This window comes from Sorangium sp. So ce693, assembly GCF_051521375.1.
Lineage (GTDB): Bacteria > Myxococcota_A > Polyangia > Polyangiales > Polyangiaceae > Sorangium > Sorangium atrum.
In genome coordinates, this window is the sequence record NZ_CP150347.1 from 5,371,590 (window position 1) to 5,388,534 (window position 16,945).

The 16,945-nt window shown below is 70.6% G+C and carries 12 protein-coding genes; 8 read left to right on the forward strand and 4 right to left on the reverse strand.

What is annotated here, in order from left to right:
* The first annotated feature begins 746 nt into the window (after positions 1 to 746).
* The gene (gene cysK / locus WMF14_RS20075; RefSeq protein WP_437803138.1) at positions 747 to 1,739 is read left to right on the forward strand and encodes a cysteine synthase A; all 993 of its coding nucleotides are present in this window, start codon (positions 747 to 749) and stop codon (positions 1,737 to 1,739) included.
* A 7-nt stretch (positions 1,740 to 1,746) separates the two neighbouring features.
* Entirely contained in the window at positions 1,747 to 2,739 is a 993-nt protein-coding gene (locus tag WMF14_RS20080) for a serine O-acetyltransferase (RefSeq protein WP_437803140.1), read from the forward strand.
* A gap of 208 nt (positions 2,740 to 2,947) precedes the next feature.
* Here the strand turns inward: WMF14_RS20080 and WMF14_RS20085 are convergent, their stop codons facing one another.
* Positions 2,948 to 3,238: a SelT/SelW/SelH family protein gene (locus WMF14_RS20085; RefSeq protein WP_437803142.1), complete on the reverse strand. Its 291-nt coding sequence runs from the start codon at positions 3,236 to 3,238 to the stop codon at positions 2,948 to 2,950.
* Positions 3,239 to 3,277: 39 nt separating this feature from the next.
* On the reverse strand, positions 3,278 to 4,711 hold the full coding sequence (mgtE, locus tag WMF14_RS20090; RefSeq protein ID WP_437803144.1) for a magnesium transporter: 1,434 nt from the start codon (positions 4,709 to 4,711) through the stop codon (positions 3,278 to 3,280).
* Between the two features lie 478 nt (positions 4,712 to 5,189).
* Between mgtE and WMF14_RS20095 the strand changes: the two genes are divergently transcribed.
* On the forward strand, positions 5,190 to 6,809 hold the full coding sequence (locus tag WMF14_RS20095) for an SEL1-like repeat protein (RefSeq protein WP_437803146.1): 1,620 nt from the start codon (positions 5,190 to 5,192) through the stop codon (positions 6,807 to 6,809).
* Here the strand turns inward: WMF14_RS20095 and WMF14_RS20100 are convergent.
* Together WMF14_RS20100 and WMF14_RS20105 are read right to left on the reverse strand one after the other, a co-directional pair.
* A complete protein-coding gene (locus WMF14_RS20100; RefSeq protein ID WP_437803148.1) occupies positions 6,806 to 10,081 on the reverse strand; it encodes a UvrD-helicase domain-containing protein in 3,276 nt (1,091 codons plus the stop codon). The two genes, WMF14_RS20095 and WMF14_RS20100, sit on opposite strands and share 4 nt — an antisense overlap.
* A gap of 488 nt (positions 10,082 to 10,569) precedes the next feature.
* On the reverse strand, positions 10,570 to 11,709 hold the full coding sequence (locus WMF14_RS20105; RefSeq protein ID WP_437803150.1) for a hypothetical protein: 1,140 nt from the start codon (positions 11,707 to 11,709) through the stop codon (positions 10,570 to 10,572).
* Between the two features lie 685 nt (positions 11,710 to 12,394).
* Here WMF14_RS20105 and WMF14_RS20110 point away from each other — a divergent pair.
* The 5 genes from WMF14_RS20110 to WMF14_RS20130 all read left to right on the forward strand — a co-directional run bounded on the left by WMF14_RS20110 (position 12,395) and on the right by WMF14_RS20130 (position 16,862).
* Positions 12,395 to 13,849, forward strand: coding sequence for a DEAD/DEAH box helicase (locus WMF14_RS20110; RefSeq protein ID WP_272100028.1), 1,455 nt, complete (start codon positions 12,395 to 12,397; stop codon positions 13,847 to 13,849).
* 235 nt (positions 13,850 to 14,084) lie between these two features.
* Positions 14,085 to 15,119, forward strand: coding sequence for a M23 family metallopeptidase (locus tag WMF14_RS20115; RefSeq protein WP_437803152.1), 1,035 nt, complete (start codon positions 14,085 to 14,087; stop codon positions 15,117 to 15,119).
* A gap of 270 nt (positions 15,120 to 15,389) precedes the next feature.
* The gene (locus tag WMF14_RS20120; RefSeq protein ID WP_437330243.1) at positions 15,390 to 15,791 is read left to right on the forward strand and encodes an SPW repeat domain-containing protein; all 402 of its coding nucleotides are present in this window, start codon (positions 15,390 to 15,392) and stop codon (positions 15,789 to 15,791) included.
* A 96-nt stretch (positions 15,792 to 15,887) separates the two neighbouring features.
* Positions 15,888 to 16,205, forward strand: coding sequence for a hypothetical protein (locus WMF14_RS20125; RefSeq protein ID WP_437803154.1), 318 nt, complete (start codon positions 15,888 to 15,890; stop codon positions 16,203 to 16,205).
* A 342-nt stretch (positions 16,206 to 16,547) separates the two neighbouring features.
* Positions 16,548 to 16,862: a hypothetical protein gene (locus tag WMF14_RS20130; protein WP_437803156.1), complete on the forward strand. Its 315-nt coding sequence runs from the start codon at positions 16,548 to 16,550 to the stop codon at positions 16,860 to 16,862.
* The last annotated feature ends 83 nt before the right edge of the window (positions 16,863 to 16,945 follow it).

The following is a 16,945-nucleotide window of genomic DNA, read 5'->3' on the forward strand; positions in this document are numbered from 1 at the left end:
CTAAAATTCTACATGATAGGTTCGCATGCGCATGCGTCAAGGAAGTGGACCTGGTCCGACGTAGTCCCACGGTGGTGGTTCATCGCTTATCCAGGGGGTTACCCAGGGAAGCACCTTGCTCGCGCACGCAGCCCCATCGTTCCGCGATTCTTGAGTGCTCGTGAGCACCTGTGAGCCGTCCGTGCTCCAACGTGGCACGGCGTGGTACGACGTGAATTATCAAGCGCCAGCAGATCAAGAATGACGCGCTCCGGCAAAATCTCTCATGAATTGGCCGCCCTCACCGCCACCTTGGTCGCGCTGCGTCATCGCCTGTGCCTCATGGGAACTCGGGACACCCGAGCGCCGGCGCGGTGGGGTCGAGGCCGTGCCGAAGCAGGCCAGTCCGCCCTCCGAGGATGATCTGGATGGCTCCCGCGCTTCGCGCGGAGCGCGTAATCGACTTCGCGCCATCCACCGCACGATCGCTCATGGCCGGACTGACCTCCATGCGCCGGGGTGTCTCGCCGGTCCCTGCACGTCGACCGTTGCACGTCCAACGGTTCAACGAGAGGGCGCGCTGAGCGCGGCGCGCGCCCGCCGGGCGGGCTGGCGCGACAGGTGCCGCCCCCGATGTCAGCGACGGACGGACGCTGCGCTGCGCTCTGGAAATACGGCGCGACCGAGGCGCGGCGCACGTGGTCCTTGACAGCGAGGGGCGCCTCTGGATCTCCTCTTTGCCTCCCCACTCACCCGCACGGGCCCCCATGACCAGCTTCCCCCGCGTCTACGACGACAATACCCAGAGCATCGGCCGCACGCCGCTCGTGCGCATCCGCCGCGTGATCGACGGCGCGCGCGCGACCGTGCTTGCGAAGATCGAGGGGCGCAACCCGGCGTACTCGGTCAAGTGCCGCATCGGCGCGGCCATGGTCTGGGACGCCGAGCAGCGGGGCGTGCTCGGCCCAGGCAAGGCGATCGTCGAGGCGACCAGCGGCAACACCGGCATCGCGCTGGCCTTCGCCGCCGCCTCGAGGGGGCTCGAGTGCGTGCTCAGCATGCCCGAGACGATGAGCATGGAGCGGCGCAAGGTGCTCGTCGCCCTCGGGGCCAAGCTGCTGCTGACGCCGGGCCCCAAGGGGATGAACGGCGCCATCGCCAAGGCCGAGGAGCTGGCCGCCTCCGACCCCGGCCGGTACGTGCTGATGCGGCAGTTCGAGAACCCGGCGAACCCCGCGATCCACGAGACCACCACCGGCCCCGAGATCTGGGACGACACCGGCGGCAACGTCGACGTCCTCGTCTCGGGCGTGGGCACCGGCGGTACGATCACCGGGGTCAGCCGCTACTTCGAGCGCGGCCGCGGCCGCGCCCTCCACTCCGTCGCCGTGGAGCCGGTCCACTCGCCGGTCATCACGCAGACGCTCGCCGGCCAGCCGCTCACCCCGTCCCCGCACAAGATCCAGGGCATCGGCGCCGGCTTCGTCCCCAAGAACCTCGACCTCTCCTTCGTGGACCAGGTCGAGACGGTCTCGAACGACGAGTCCATCGCCATGTCCCGGCGCCTCGCGTCCGAGGAGGGCATCCTCTGCGGCGTCTCCTGCGGCGCGGCCATGGTCGCGGCGAGCCGGCTCGCGAAGGATCCCACGTGGGAAGGAAAGACCATCGTGGTCATCCTCCCGGACGCCGGAGAGCGGTACCTCTCGGGGCCCCTCTTCGAAGGCATGTTCTCCGAGGTCGAGGCCATGAAGGCCTCGTGAGGTCGACGTGAGCAAGAAATGTGATGCTACCCCCTCCGAGGCGCCGGCCGACCTGCACGGCATCGTCGACGCGCTGATCGCGAGCTACCGGGAGGATGCGCGCGGGCATCACATCAACAAGCGCTTCACCCCGTCCCGCCAGGAGATCACCGAGATCATCGATCTCCTGCTCCAGATCTTCTACCCGGGCTATCACGGGCGGCAGGACCTGTCGGACGAGGACCTGCTCTACCACGTGGGCACCCTGGTCTCGACGGTGCGGGACAAGCTGGAGCGGCAGATCGAGCGCTGTCTGTGCTTCCAGGACGAGACCGTCGACGCGGGCCGCCTCGACGTCCCGAGGTGCCGGCAGCGGGGGCGCGACGTGGCGCGGATGTTCATCGCCCGGCTGCCGGAGGTCCGGCGGCGCCTCCTGGTCGACGTGCAGGCGGCCTACGACGGCGATCCGGCGGCGGCCTCGATGGACGAGGTCATCCTGGCCTATCCAGGCCTCCTCGCCGTGACGGTGCACCGGGTCGCGCACGAGCTGTACCTGCTCGGCGTGCCGCTCATGCCCCGGATCATGAGCGAGTGGGCGCACACGAGGACGGGCGCCGACATCCATCCAGGCGCCAACATCGGTGACAGCTTCTTCATCGATCACGCCACCGGCGTCGTGATCGGCGAGACGACCGACATCGGCGAGCACGTCAAGCTCTACCAGGGCGTGACGCTCGGCGCCCTCTCCTTGCCCCAGCACTCGCGGGGCGCGCGCGGCCTGAAGCGCCACCCCACGGTCGAGGACAACGTCACCATCTACGCGAACGCCACGGTCCTCGGCGGCAAGACGGTGCTGGGGCAGGGGAGCGTGGTCGGCGGCTCGGTGTTCCTCACGAAGAGCGTCGCCGGCGGCCAGCGCGTCGCGATCGAGGCCCCGAGGCTGCGCGTCGCGTCGCCGCCCCATGGCACGCCCGCCGTCGGCGGCTCCGAGCTCGACAGCATTCTCGACTTCGACATCTAGAGCGGCGGTCACCCGCTTCGGATACGGGCCCATCTCGACGTTTTCGGTGCTCAGCGCACTGGAGTGCGCTTCCGCGCCGAAAACGCCGAGATGGGCCCGTCTCCTGTGCGGGTGACCGCCGCTCGGCGACGCGTGTATCAGGGGCGGCTGAGCGCCGCTCTGCATGATGCAGAGGGGGGCGGAAACCGCTGTAGAGGCCGGGCGCCTCTCATCGATCGGAGTGGCCGAGAGGGCGCTCGGGGGCGACGCGGTCGCGGATCGCCTGCTTGAGCTCCTTGGGCTCGGGGAAGCGCCCTTCGACGGCGCGCGAGAAGAGCGGCGCGCCGTCGAGCGTGACGTCGAAGATGCCGCTCGCGCCCGGCGACAGGAGCACGTCGATCTCGTCAGGGAAGGTGATCAGCAGCTCCTGAGCGAGCCAGGCCGCGCGCGTGAGCCAGCGGCACTTGGGGCAATACCGGATCGCGACGAGCGGCCGTTGCGGGGCGGGGGCGGTGTCCATCGCAGGATCGTAGCGCGAGCGCGCGGCGCGCGGGCAGGCTCAGACGAGGAACGCCCTGGCGAGCCCAAGGAAGATGAAGAAGCCCATGCAGTCCGTGGTGAACGTGAGCAGGACGCTCGACCCCTGCGCCGGATCGCGGCCCAGGCGCTGGAGCACGAGCGGCACCGCGCAACCGACCATCGCCGCCACCACGAGGTTCAGCAGGATGGCCGCGGCCATCACCAGGCCGAGTGGGACGCTTCCGTAGAGGGCGGCGGCGGCGAGCCCCACGACCGTGCCCCAGACCGCGCCGTTCATCAGGCCGACGACGAGCTCTTTCTTCAGGAGGTGCCCCGTGTTCGCCCGCGTGAGCCGGTCGAGCGCGAGGCCGCGGATCACGAGCGCCACCGTCTGATTGCCCGTGTTGCCGCCGACGCTCGCCACGATGGGCATCAGCGCCGCCAGCGCCACGAGATCCTGAATGGTGCTCTCGAAGAGGCCGATGACCCGCGAGGCCAGGAATGCCGTGAGCAGGTTGACGAAGAGCCAGAGCCAGCGGTTCTTCGCGCTCGTCCACGCGGGCGCGAAATAGTCCTCCTCTCCCGCGAGGCCCGCGCGCAAGAGCGCCTCGCTCTGGGCTTGCCGCCGCAGGAAGTCCATCACCACATCCACCGTCAGCCGGCCGACGAGCTTGCCGCGCTCGTCCACCACCGGCGCTGCGATGAGGTCGTAACGCTCGAACGCCCTGGCCGCGTCGCTCGCGCGCTCCTGGGGCGTGAAGCTCACCACGTCCGTGGACATGACCGCGCTCACCTGCGCGCTCGGCTCGCGGAGCAGCAGGTCCTTGAGCGAGAGCGCGCCGCGGAGCACGTTGCGCGCGTCGACGACGAACAGCGCCTCGGTGTGCGGCGGCAGCTCGCCCCGCCGGCGCACGTCCTCCAGCGCGCCGCCGAGGTCCCGGCCGTCGCGCACCGAGACGAACTCCGGGCTCATCAGGTGGCCCACCGAGCCGTCCGGGTACGCGATCGTCGACTGGAAGAGCGACTGCTCGCGCGCGTCGAGCGACTGGTACACCTCCGCCACGATCTCCGGATCGACCGAGTCGCTGATGTACGCGAGATCGTCCGGATCGAGCTGGCCGAGCAGCGCGACGAGGCGAGGGCGCTCCGTCTCCGCGACGAGCCAGTCGCGGACCGACCGCGAGGACTCGAGCAGGACCTGTGCGGCGTGGTAGGGCTCGAGCTCAGCCCACACCACAAGGCGGTCCGCCTGCGGGAGCACCTCGATGATGTGGGCGAGGTCTGCCGGGTGCAGATCCCTGAGCTTCCTCTGCAGCAGGGCGAGATTTTGCCGATGGACCAGCGCCTCGACGAGCTCTTTGTTCTTGCTCTCCTGCTTGTGCGTCAGCGCCTCGATGACGCGTTGCTTTTCGAGCAGGGTAGTCAGCAGGTTCAGGCTCTCTTGCAGTCTCTCCTGGGACCTGGACGTGCTCATGGAGGCTCCGGGCGCGGGGGCGCGCCGAGCATAGCCCGGGTCCGCGCGACCGGGCGTATGCCGCGTGCGGTCGCGCTCGCCGTATTGACCAGACCCCATGGCTCATGGTTCTGTCGGCCCGATGAAGCGCGCGTTCGATTTGTGCGTGGTTGGGCTCTCGCTCGGAGCGATGGCCTGTGGACCGGGCCTGGAACCCGAGGTGGTCGTGCATCCTCCCCGGCCCACTGTCTCGCCGGAGAGCACCGCCAGCACGACCAGCGGCGGGTGTCCAGCCATCGGCCACGCCGAGCCGCTCATCGTCGACTGGCTCACGACACGCCGCTCCGATCTCGGGCTCGCGATGAAAGACGGCATCGCCGTCGTCTCCTACGACTGCACGACGCTGAAGCTGCTCGCGCAGTGCAAGCTCCCAGGGAGCTACTCCTTCGCTGGCGTGACCCGGGCAGAAAAAGTAATACAATTAACAAACCCTGCGGAGATGCAGGCGAACGTGCCCTTCGGGGCCCCGGCGCTGAGCACGGCGATCGAGGGCGGCGGCTCGGCCGCGATCGACGTGGCGCTCGTGCCGACGGGGAAGATGGCGACCACGGTGGCCTCCTCCTCTGCGCAGGATCTCTCGGGCAGCTGCGAGGGCGCCACGCACTTCGTGCGCGCCGCGCTGCTCGGGGCCTTCGCGATGGCGCAAGGCAGCCGGGGCGCGGCGCGGACGGTGGATCAGGTCTTCACGGCGGTCGGGGCGGCCGCGGCGGCGAGCCAGGGCGGCACCACGAGCAAGGAAGGGGAGCTCGACGCCTGCCGGGCCGCGAGGCCCGACGCGCAGGCGCCGACGGAGCGCTGTCATGCGCCGCTGCGCCTGGAGCTCGTCCCGCTGCTCACGAAGAAGGCGGCGGCGGCCGAGGCTCCGGTGAAGCAGGCAGAAGACGAGTTCCCGAAGCTGCCGAGCCCGTGCCCGCTCGGGACGGTGCTGAGCGGGGCGAAGTGCTCCCCGCCTGCGCTCACGCCCGCGCACCTGTGCGAGCCCACCGACGCGAGAGCCTGCGCGGCGGAGTGCGGGAAGGGCGATGTCGGCAGCTGCTATCACCTCGGGATTCAGCACCTGGGCGGCAAGGATTTTCCGCGCGATGACGCGAGGGCGGCGGAGCTGTTCGAGAAGGCGTGCGGCGCCGGCGTCACGCAGGCCTGCTACGCGAGGGCGAAGCAGCTCCTGCGGGACATGAAGAGCGCCAAGGTCCCCCCGGACGCCGCGGGGCGGGCCAAGGTGCGAGAGTTCGCCGACAAGGCGTGCGAGATGGGCGACGGCTGGGCGTGCTTCAGCGTGGCCGAGTGGTACCTCAGCGAAGGCCCGCAGGCGGTCCTCCCGAAGGACCCGACGCGCGCCGTCGCGTTCCTCCGGCGCGGCTGCGATCTCGGGCACGGGCCGAGCTGCAGCGCGCTGGGCAAGATGCTGGTCGAGGGGAAGCTCGCGGCGAAGGACGTCGGGGTCGCCGTGGGCGTGCTCCAGCGCGCGTGCGAGGGCGGCCAGTCCGAGGACTGCGTCGATCTCGGGGACATCCTGCGCAAGGGGCAAGGCGCGCCGAAGGACGGGGTGAAGGCGATCGCGGCATACGGCAGAGGTTGCAGCCTGGGGGACATGCGCTCTTGCAACGCCGCCGGCGCGGTCTACGCGCAGGGCGACGGCGTTCCGAAGGACGTCGCGAAGGCGTATGCGTTCTTCGAGAAGGGCTGTCCGGAGAAGGGGTTCGGGGCCGAGGCGTGCTTGAGCCTCGCCGGGATGTACGAGAAGGGGAACGGCATTCCGAAGGACATGGCGCGCGCGGCGGCGCTCTACGAGAAGGTGTGTGGCACGGGCGGCTGCCTGCGGGCCGCGGAGATCTGGCAGCGCGGCGACGGCGTGACCGCCGATCCGGAGCGGGCCTACGCGCTCTACGAGAAGGCCTGTACGCAGTGGGGCGAGAAGAGGGCGTGTGAAGCGTTCGGCCCGCTCCTGGAGCTCAAGGACAAGGCGCGGGCTCGGACCTTCTATGCAGACCAGTGCGCGCGGACGCAGGACAAGGCGGCGTGCGCGGCCCAGAAGCGGCTCGGCGGCACATCACGTTAAAAGAGCTTCATCTGACGATCGGCCCCGGCGCGTGAGCCCCTCTGCGCCTCGGGCGACGGGCCGGCCCGCTGGAGCAGGCGCTCCTCCACCTCGCGCACGAACGGCGATACCTCGGTCTCAACCACCTTGCCGTGCCGCGCGCGTTGCATGGCGCGGGTGAGGAACAACCGCTCTCGCGCCCGCGTCATGCCCACATAAAAGAGCCGGCGCTCCTCGGCGACGTCCGTCTCGTCCCTGCCGGGGAAGCGGAGCGGGAGCAGGCCGTCCTCGCACCCCACGAGGAAGACCACCCGGAACTCGAGCCCCTTGGCGGCGTGGAGCGTCAGCAGCGAGATGCGGTCGGCCCGCGGATCCCACGCGTCGATCTCGGCGCACACCGCGAGCTCGATCAAGAAGCGATCGTGGTCGCCGCCGCAGCGCTCCGCGAGCGCGAGGTGCAGCTCCAGCGCCGCGTCCACGTCGGCCTCGCCGAGGAACGCCGCGCCCTCCTCGGCCGCGACCGCGGCGGGCGGAGCGCCGGCGAGCCCGGGCTGCGCGACCTCCTCGCGGAGGCGCGCCGCGGCCGCCTTGAGGCGCGCCGCGAGCGGCCCCGGCGGGGTGCCGGCGACTGCCCGCGCGAGCGCCTCCGAGCCCACGCGCTCGGCGAGGCGGCGATCCGAGCGCCGCTGGAACGGCATCCCCGAGCGGGCGAACGCCTCCCGGAGCCGCTCGGACTGCGCCTCGGTCCGGTAGAGGACCGCGAAATCCGAGAAGGAATATTCGCCGCTCCCGGCAGGATCACCCACCCGCCCGCTATCCATCGAGAAGAACGTGGACCCGCCGAGCATCCGCTCGATCGTGTGGACCACGCGCTCGGCCTCGGCGGCTTCCGTCGGCGACTCGTGGACCGCCACGAGCTCCACACCGCCCGCGCTCGGCAGGAGCTCCCGCGCGCCGAGCGTCGGTGAGGGCGCGATCACCTGGAGCGCCGCCTCGACGATGGGGCGCGACGAGCGGTAGTTCCGCTTCAAGCGCACCACGCGCGCCGCCGGGAAATCTTGCTGGAAACGGAAGAAGAAGCCCACGTCCGCGCCGCGGAATCCGTAGATCGCCTGATCGGGATCGCCGATGGCGCAGACGTTCCCGCCGGGAGCGACGAGCGCGCGCACAAGCCGGTACTGGCGCTCGTCGATGTCCTGGTACTCGTCGATGGAGAGATACCGGGCGCGCTCGCGCGCCGCGGCGAGCGCTCCGCTCTGCTCCTCCAGGAGCAGGACGGCGTGGCCGATCAGGTCGTCGAGGTCGAGGAGCCCGCGCGCGGCGAGCTCGTCCTCGCACACCTTCCACGCGCGATCGACGTGGCGGTCGATCTCGCCGGAGGCCAGCGCCCCGCGCGCGTCGGCGTGACGCGGGTAACGCCGCTTCAGCGCGGCGATGTCGGCGAGCAACCTGGCCGCCCGCCGGTCCGGGACGCCGAGCGCCGCGGCGAGCAGCGCCGTCCGCTCGCGCTCGCCGGCGATCGCGGGCGGCGCGGCCCCCGCGCCCTGCGCGTGCTCGCGGAGCAGGGAGAGGCCGAGCGCGTGGAAGGTCATGGCGGGCACGCGGCCGCCGGCCTCGCCGAGCAGCGCGCCGAGCCGCTCCCGAAGCTCGTCGGCGGCGCGGCGGGTGAAGGTGATCGCGAGGCACTGCTCCGGCGGGACCCCGAGATCGAGGACGAGGTGCGCGATCCGGTGCGTGAGCGTGCGGGTCTTGCCTGTGCCCGGCCCCGCGAGGAGGAGCAGCGCGCCGTCCGTGATCTCCGCCGCGGCCCGCTGCTCCGGGTCGAGCGCTTCGAGCGGCGCTGCGCCGCCCGGCGCAGGCGGCGCGCCGCGGGACACCTCGCCGGCCGGCGACACCTCGCCGGCCGGCGCCGGGCGAGGCTCCGCGTCGGCGCGGCCGCGGCGCGGAGGGGGGCGTGACGCCGCAGGAGCGCGCGCCCCCGAGGGAGGCGGCTTCGGCGCCGCGGCCTCCGGCTGGAAGAGGAGCCCGCCCCCGCGGCGCTGCGCGAGCTCCTCCTGCTGGAAGACCCGGATCGCGCCGTACTCGCCGTCGTAGCCCGCGTCGCGGATCACGCGCCCTTCGCGCATGCGCGCGATCGCCTCGGCGAGCAGGGGCGTGCCGGCGCGCTCGATCTCGTCGAGCGGGGCGTCGCCGAGGAGGAACAGCTCGGGGCCGATGCGCGACAGCACCCCGTCGTAGCTCCGCTGCACCACCTTGCTGGAGGCGCCCACGCCGTGGAGCTCGGCCAGCACCTCGGGCAGCGGCACCAGGTTGCGAAACTCGCTCGCGCCCTCGGGGCGCACGCCCTCGTCGCGATCGGCCAGCTCCTCGACCCGGTGCAGCACGCCCACCGTGACGGGGTGCCCGCACACGGGGCAGGCGAGGGAGAGCGCCCGCGTCTCCGCCGGCGAGAGCACGACATTGCACTTGCGGTGGCCGTCGAGGTGGTATTTGCCCTCCTCCGGGAAGAACTCCACCGTGCCCCCGAAGCCCTGACCGGTCTCCAGGGCGCGCCGGATCGCGAAGTAGTCGAGCGGGGCGTCGAAGGCCGTGGCCTCGCGCCCGAGCTTCGCGGGCGAGTGGGCGTCCGAGCTCGAGACGAGCCGGTACCGATCGAGCCCGGAGATCCGCCAGTTCATGGCGGGATCGGACGAGAGCCCGGTCTCGAGCGCGAAGATGTGCGGCGCGAGATCGCCATAACACTCCTCGACCGCGTCGAAGCCCGCCTTGGAGCCCAGCACCGAGAACCAGGGAGTCCAGATGTGCGCCGGTACGAGGTAGGAGCCCTCGTCGGACTCCAGCACGATCTCGAGCAGGTGGCGCGAATCGAGCCCCAGGATGGGCCGCCCGTCGGCGGTCAGGTTGCCGATCTTGGCGAGCGCGCGGGCGATGCGCTCCGCCGCGTCGAAGCTTGGCGCGTAGAGGAGGTGATGGATCTTCCGCGTCCGATCTCCCTTCTTGTAGATCGTCGAGATCTCCACCGAGAGGACGAAGCGCGTCGCTCCGCGGCACGCCCCGGGGAGCCGCTCCGAGACCGCGCGGCCGAGATCGTCCCGCAGGCGGAAGAGCCCGGGCTCGGCGGGCACGAGGCGCTCGCGGAGCTCGGCCATCCACGCTGGATGGGTGAAGTCCCCCGTGCCCAGCACCGTGATGCCCTTGCGCTGAGCCCAGTAGCTCAGATGCGCGAGATCGCAATCGCTGCTCGTCGCGCGGGAGTACTTCGAGTGCACATGGAGGTCTGCATAAAAACGCATGGTGTTCCGCCGTGAGGTGTCGTTTACCTATCGAGCTCCCTCGCGCTGTCAATCGCGGATACCAGCAGACTCGATGAAATATGGTTGGAAATTGAGGTGAGCTGACCGCAATGCGCTGCGATGCGCGAGAGTCGCTGTCCTGTGGCAAAATGCGCTCGCTCGATGCAATGCGGTTCAACGGGCGCGCTCGTGTGGCAAAACGCGTCCGCTCGATGCAATGCGGTTCAACGGGCGCGCTCGTGTGGCAAAACGCGTCCGCTCGGTGCAATGCGATTCAACGGGCTCGCCTGGACGACACGTTCACGCCGTGAGGGCCGACCGCGCCGCAGCCGCCGCACGGCGAGGACCGACCGGCGCCGGCAGCCGCCGCGCCGCGCGCAGCGGTCGGGCTGGCAGGCGTCTGCAAGCCTTGAAAAGCGGCTCGATCCGAGCCTACACGCGTGGGCGCGCGACCCGGTCCGGAGGGGACCGCCGGCCGCAGCGAGGCGTCACGGGGTGGCGGTCGAGGGCGCCGGGGTCTTGCGGGTCAGGTAGAAGAAATCGCGCAGGGAGCGCTTGCGGATGTACTCGTCTTCCGAGAACTCGAAGCCGCTCGCCAGCGCGACCGGCGCGAGGGCGCCGCCCTCACCGGGCTCGTAGAGAAGGAACTTCGGGTACGACCAGTTCACGTCGAGCTGCGCCACCGTCGAGGCGCCGGCGTGCTGCATCCCGAGCGCGATGGCGGGCGCCGTCGTGTGATTGCTGATCCCGACGTAGAGGACCTTGCCATCGCGGTCGAGCCCCACCGCGGAGCGGCGGATCACCGTGTTGCCGTCCAGCGTGGCGCCCCAGTTGCGGACCTGCGGCGCGCGGAGCAGCGGGTGCAGCTCGCCCTCGTCGACCATGCAGCTCGGCGTCTGCCGCCACCACTGCATGTCGCTCTCCTCCGTCTCCGTCGAAAGCCTTGTCCACGGCGCGATCTGCATCCGCCCGTCGCGGCGCCGCGCGAGCGTGCAGCCCTGGTCCCGGGGGCGCACAAGCGTCACGCCGTCGACCCGCATCCCCCACTGGCCGTGCTCGGTCATGAAGCCGCCGTTGAACGCCGCGAGCAGCCGCTCGTGGTCCGCCTCCGGGATCTTCGCGGGCCGCTCGTAGGGCTTGCCCTCCTCGGTCGTCGCCGCCGGCTCGCGGGAGCCGGCCATGAGGTGCACATCGACCCTCGCGAGATCCACCGCCACGATGAACAGCTCCGCCCAGGAGCGGTTCGGATCCGGGTGGAGCAGCGTCTTGTAGAGGCGCGGCGCGTCGCCCGGATCGACGCGATCCGCGATGGGCACCCACCGCCCGTCGCCGGGGGCCGACCAGGCCGCGTGCGCGGGGCCGACGTCCGTCGGCCGGAACGCCGCCGCGCCGGCGTCCCCCGCCGCCGAGCCCGGCGTCGCCGCCGGAGGCGGTGACGCCGTCGTGGCAGGAACCGGTTGCTCGGGCACCTCCCAGTACGTCTTCGGCGGCTCGTCCTTGCGCCAGAACCGCTGGACGCGATCCTCCAGCGCGTACGCCGTCTCCTCGAGCGCTGTCACGTTCTCGGCCCCGATCACCGAGCGCAGCCCGTTCGCGACGAGCGGGCCCATCCATGGAATGCGGTGCACCGCGATCCACAAGCCGGCGCCGGAGAGCACCGGGACGGCGACGGCACCGAGAGCCCAGCGCCGCAGCCGGGATCGGGGCAACCGAAGGCCGGGGCGCTCCGGAGCGGAGTGCCCGACCCGAGCCGGCGTTTTCGAGGCTTCGGCGGTTTCGGCCATGGCGTGCTGCACTGCTTCGAAGGAGCGGGAAGACGCTGGAAGTCGCGGGCGGATGCGGCGCGAGCCACGAGCGCGAGCGCGCGAGAAGCAGGCCCTCCGCTCGGGCGACGGTCTAGCACGGTGCGCCGCGCGCGCGGAGCCCGCTCCGCGCACCGCGAGCGGAGCGATGCGATCGCGGCTCGGGCGGCGTCGTAGCGGGTAACCGCAGCGGGAAGCGCGAAGCGCGAAGCGGCCAAGGCAAAGCCGAAACCCGAAGCCGAACGACGAGCGACGTGAGCAACGCGTGACGGCTCGCTGTTGGCTCGCGGTCGCTGCTCGACTTCCTCACCACGCCGTACTAGAGTCGCGGCCTCGGACTGACCTGGCACGGGTCGCGGTGCTCGGTCGCTGTCATTGGTCCTCGCAGCCTCCGTTCAAGGGGCGCGAGGCGGCAGCTCTCCGTGATCGAACCCTCTCCACAAGGAGGGCGCGGTGCCGCGGCGTACCTTCCGCCCTTGCTCAGGAGGGGCTGTCCTCCAGCCCGATGTCCATGCAATTTGCCGATCTCAAGCTCATCGAACCGCTGCTCCGCGCCATCGAGGCCGAGGGGTACAGCGCCCCGACGCCCATCCAGCAGCAGGCCATCCCGCCCATTCTCGAGGGCAACGACCTCCTCGGCTGCGCGCAGACCGGCACGGGCAAGACCGCCGCGTTCGCGCTGCCGATCCTGCAGCGCCTCGCGCAGAGCGGCGGGTCGAAGCAGGGCGGGCTCCGCGTGCTCGTGCTCACCCCGACGCGCGAGCTCGCGGCGCAGGTCGCCGAGAGCTTCACCACGTACGGCAAGAACCTCGGCCTGCGGACCGCGGTCGTCTTCGGCGGGGTGGGGCAGCGCCCCCAGATGGAGGCGCTGCGCCGCGGCGTCGACGTGCTCGTCGCGACGCCGGGCCGGCTGCTCGATCTCTGCTCGCAGGGCATCGCCCCGTTCGGTCGGCTCGATACGCTCGTCCTCGACGAGGCCGATCGGATGCTGGACATGGGGTTCATCCACGACATCCGGCGCGTGCTCGCGATGCTGCCCGAGCGCCGGCAGACGCTCCTGTTCTCGGCCACGATGCCGCCGGACATCCTGAAGCTCGCGAACAGCATCCTGCGCAGCCCGGTGCGCGTCGAGGTCGCGCGGATCGCCACGACGGCCGAGAACATCGACCAGCGGGTGGTCTTCGTCGAGCGCGGCGACAAGCGCGCGATGCTGGAGCACGTGCTCAAGGATCCCGCGCTCCGCCGGGCCATCGTGTTCACCCGCACCAAGCACGGCGCCAACCGCGTGGTCCAGCAGCTCAGCCGTGCGCGCATCGAGGCGGTCGCCATCCACGGGAACAAGTCCCAGGGCGCGCGCGAGCGGGCGCTCGCGAGCTTCAAGCAGGGGACGACGAGCGTGCTCGTCGCGACCGACATCGCGGCGCGCGGCATCGACATCGACGACATCTCGCACGTGATCAACTACGACCTGCCGAACATCCCGGAGAGCTACGTGCACCGCATCGGCCGCACGGCGCGCGCCGGGGCGTCCGGGGTGGCGCTCTCCTTCTGCGACAGCGAGGAGCGCGCCTATCTCGCCGACATCGAGCGCCTCATCCAGAAGCGCCTCCCGCTCCTCGCGGACCCCGGGGTTCCGGTCTTCCAGATCGATCCCAGGCCCGCATCGCAATCGCACGGGCAAGCTCGGCCGCAGGCGCAGGGCCGGCCCCAGGGACAGGGCCGTCCCCACCCGCAGGGGCAAGCTCGGCCCCAGGGACAGGGTCGCCCACAGGGGCAAGCTCGGCCGCAGGGACAGGGCCGCCCGCACCCGCAGGGGCAAGCTCGGCCCCAGGGGCAAGCTCGGCCGCAGGGACAGGGCCGCCCGCACCCGCAGGGGCAAGCTCGGCCGCAGGCGCAGCCTTCCGCGCAGGCGCAGCCCCCGGTGCGGCCGCAGCCGCGGCACGACACCCCTCGCTTCGAGAACTGATCCTCACCGCGCTGCCCGCCGCGCTCGATCCATCACGCCGCGCATCGTCTGATGCGCGCGGCGTCGCGGCCCGGTGCTCGTGGCGCTCGTCACGCGCCAACGAGGGTGAGGGTGCCGCGCTGAGGCGCGCACGTCGTCTGCAAGGCGCACGGGTCGTTTGCGACCGGTACATGCCTGCATGACGCGTTTCGACATTATCTCGTCGATGCGCGGAAACTCTGGCACGATCGCCGTCATGCGCGTCCCCGTCATCGTTGTAAGCCTGCTCACGATCGCTGCCTGCGATCGCGGTGCTCCTTCTTCGAGCTCGTCCACCACGGGCGCCCAAGCCTCCGCCGATCCGGCGCCCGTTGCCTCCGCCGCCCCGCCTGCTTCCGCGAGCAGCGCGCCGGCCGAGGCGCCCGACGCCAGCGCCGCCCCCGCGGCGGCCGACACCGCCGATGCCGCGGCGAGCGCGGCGGCGGCCGACGCCGGGCCGCCCGCGGCCGACGCCGGGCCGCCCGCGGCCGACGACAGCCGCCTCTCGGTGGAAGGGCGTGCCGTCCAGGGAGGGCTCCTGCGCGCCAAGCTGAACGGCAAGCTGCGCCGCATGGCGTTCCCCGGCCACCGCGTGACCGTCAGCGACGAGGGGGAGTTTCTGATCGCCTTCTCGCGCAACGCGCCAGCGCAGGAGAAGCTGACCATCACGTTCGACGACGGGCAGGTGCTGGAGAAGCTCTTCGACGTGGAGCCTCGCAAGTTCGAGGTCGACAAGGTCGACCACCTGCCGGAGAACATGGTCAAGCTCGACATGGCGACACGCGTGAAGCTCACGCAGGCCGAGAAAAAGCTCGACGCGGTCCGGAACAAGTACACGAAGAGGAACTGCTACAAGAACGGCTTCATCTGGCCGTCGAAGGGCCCCATCACCTCGCGGTACGGCCAGCCGCGCCTGCTCAACGGCACGGACGGAGGTATCCACTGGGGCGTGGACATCGCGGTGCCCGTCGGGACCCCGGTGCGCGCGCCTGCCTGTGGCAAGGTCGTGCTCGTCGAGAAGGACCTCCCGCTGAGCGGTCACACCATGATCATCGATCACGGGCAGGGACTGACCTCCACGTTCATCCATCTGCACGGCTTCGCGGCGAAGGTGAACGACGAGATCAAGCAGGGTCAGATCATCGGGACCGTCGGGATGACCGGCCGCACGAACGGGCCTCACCTCGACTGGCGCATGAATCTCTTCGAGACACGCGTCGATCCCGAGCTCCTGATCTCCGCCGCGAAGTGACGCACGGCGGGGCAATCTGCCACACGAACAGCGAGCATGGCTGAGGCCCTCCGGGCGGAAACGTGGCTCGGGTCGGGCTGTCGAAGCGGCCTGCGCCTCCAGGCGCACGCCCGCTGATCGTTCTTTCCTGGCCGATGGATGATCGAATGGCCGCCGTGGTCGCCGGGGAGGATAACCTCTCTCCGCGAGCCTCTCGACGGCATACCCCTTGCAAATTTCCGGGCCGACAAAGGCACTCAATCCGGACATCGATTTTGCAAGGAGTCGGTCATGAAGATGCTGTCGCCTCGAGCTCATGGGTTTGTGGACTATGCAGTTGCGGCCCTGTTCCTGCTGGCCCCTTCGCTGTTCGGCTTCGGCGGGCTCCCCGAGACGCTCTGCTACGTCCTCGGCGCCGCGCATCTCGCGATGACGCTGCTCACCGCGTTCCCGCTGGGCGCCGCGAAGCTCATCCCGTTCCCTGTCCACGGAGCGATCGAGGCCACGGTCGCCGTGCTCCTCGTCGCGGCGCCGTGGCTGTTCGGCTTCGATGAGGAGCCCGCGGCGAGGAGCTTCTATCTCGTGTCGGGCGTGGCCGTCGGCCTGGTGTGGCTCGCGACGGACTACCGTTCTTCCTACGCCACGACGACGGCGAGCGCTCGTTACCGGCCGGAGCACCGGTCGTTCTCCTGAAGGTCGCGCGCGCGTGCCTCGCGATCGGCGCGGCGGCCGGGGTGGTGGATCGGCCGGATTTACGGCAAGCTCATGCGTGGCGGGAGGACAGACGCCGTGAGCGACCTGAAGAAGCCGGATCCGATGAGCCTGCGGGTGGGTGACTTCCTCGTGAAGGTGGTACCCGTCGGCGAGACGACCGACGCCCTCGATACCGAGGCGAACCGCGAGCGGGCGCAGCGGGCCGAGGAGGACCAGCGGGCGGCCCAGTTCGGCGCGGGCGGCGAGGGGGCAGGGGAGGCCGCACAGGAGGCAGCGGAGGCAGCCGTGGACGAGGCGATCGAGGAGGCGCGAGCGCGCTTGACGGGCGCCGGCGAGGACGTGCCGATCTTGCTGCGCGATCCCGTGACAGGAGCGGCGTTCACGATCGAGTGACGGAGGGAGGCACCGTCCATCGGGCGTCCCTGCGCGCCACGGCTGCGCGTGGCGCCTCGTTCCCACACGCACCTCGACCGCGATGGAACGGCCTTCTGGCGCCTGCTCTCCGTGACTCCCCTCCTGAGCACGCCCGCTTCACGGGGCCCTGTTCGGCCAGGGCGGCAGCGATGGCTGCCGTTATCGTGGATGTTCCTCTGTTTGGTTCGGCCGTCCATCCGCTCCGTCCGGAGCCCTGTCCGCTCCCGTGGAGGAAAGCATGGCGCTCCAAGTCTTCAATATTGCTCCGATCCGCTCAGGGAGTTACTCCACTTCCCGCAACGACTGACCGAGGGGAGAGCCATGATGAACATGCCGATGAGCGCGATGCCGATGATGCCGATGATGGGCATGATGCCGAACATGATGGGCGGCATGATGCCGCATATGATGGGCATGATGCCCAACATGATGGGCGGCATGATGCCGCATATGATGGGCATGATGCCGAACATGATGGGCATGATGCCGATGATGGGCATGATGCCGAACATGATGGGCGGCATGATGCCGCATATGATGGGCATGATGCCGAACATGATGGGCGGCATGATGCCCGCGATGATGATGCCGAACATGATGGGCATGATGATGCCCGGCATGAGGATGGCGGCCTGAACCAAGGAACGTTGGCGAGCGGCTCAACCCCGATGGTCGGGAGCGGGCGCTCCTGATCTGCGGGGCGCGACGCCGCCGCTGCG

Bases quoted from the DNA above. Each gene is read 5' to 3' on its own strand.
- cysK (WP_437803138.1), top strand. From the start codon at position 747: ATGACCAGCTTCCCCCGCGTCTACGACGACAATACCCAGAGCATCGGC.
- WMF14_RS20085 (WP_437803142.1), bottom strand. From the start codon at position 3,238: ATGGACACCGCCCCCGCCCCGCAACGGCCGCTCGTCGCGATCCGGTAT.
- mgtE (WP_437803144.1), bottom strand. From the start codon at position 4,711: ATGAGCACGTCCAGGTCCCAGGAGAGACTGCAAGAGAGCCTGAACCTG.
- WMF14_RS20095 (WP_437803146.1), top strand. From the start codon at position 5,190: ATGCAGGCGAACGTGCCCTTCGGGGCCCCGGCGCTGAGCACGGCGATC.
- WMF14_RS20100 (WP_437803148.1), bottom strand. From the start codon at position 10,081: ATGCGTTTTTATGCAGACCTCCATGTGCACTCGAAGTACTCCCGCGCG.
- WMF14_RS20110 (WP_272100028.1), top strand. From the start codon at position 12,395: ATGCAATTTGCCGATCTCAAGCTCATCGAACCGCTGCTCCGCGCCATC.
- WMF14_RS20115 (WP_437803152.1), top strand. From the start codon at position 14,085: ATGCGCGTCCCCGTCATCGTTGTAAGCCTGCTCACGATCGCTGCCTGC.
- WMF14_RS20120 (WP_437330243.1), top strand. From the start codon at position 15,390: ATGAAGATGCTGTCGCCTCGAGCTCATGGGTTTGTGGACTATGCAGTT.
- WMF14_RS20130 (WP_437803156.1), top strand. From the start codon at position 16,548: ATGATGAACATGCCGATGAGCGCGATGCCGATGATGCCGATGATGGGC.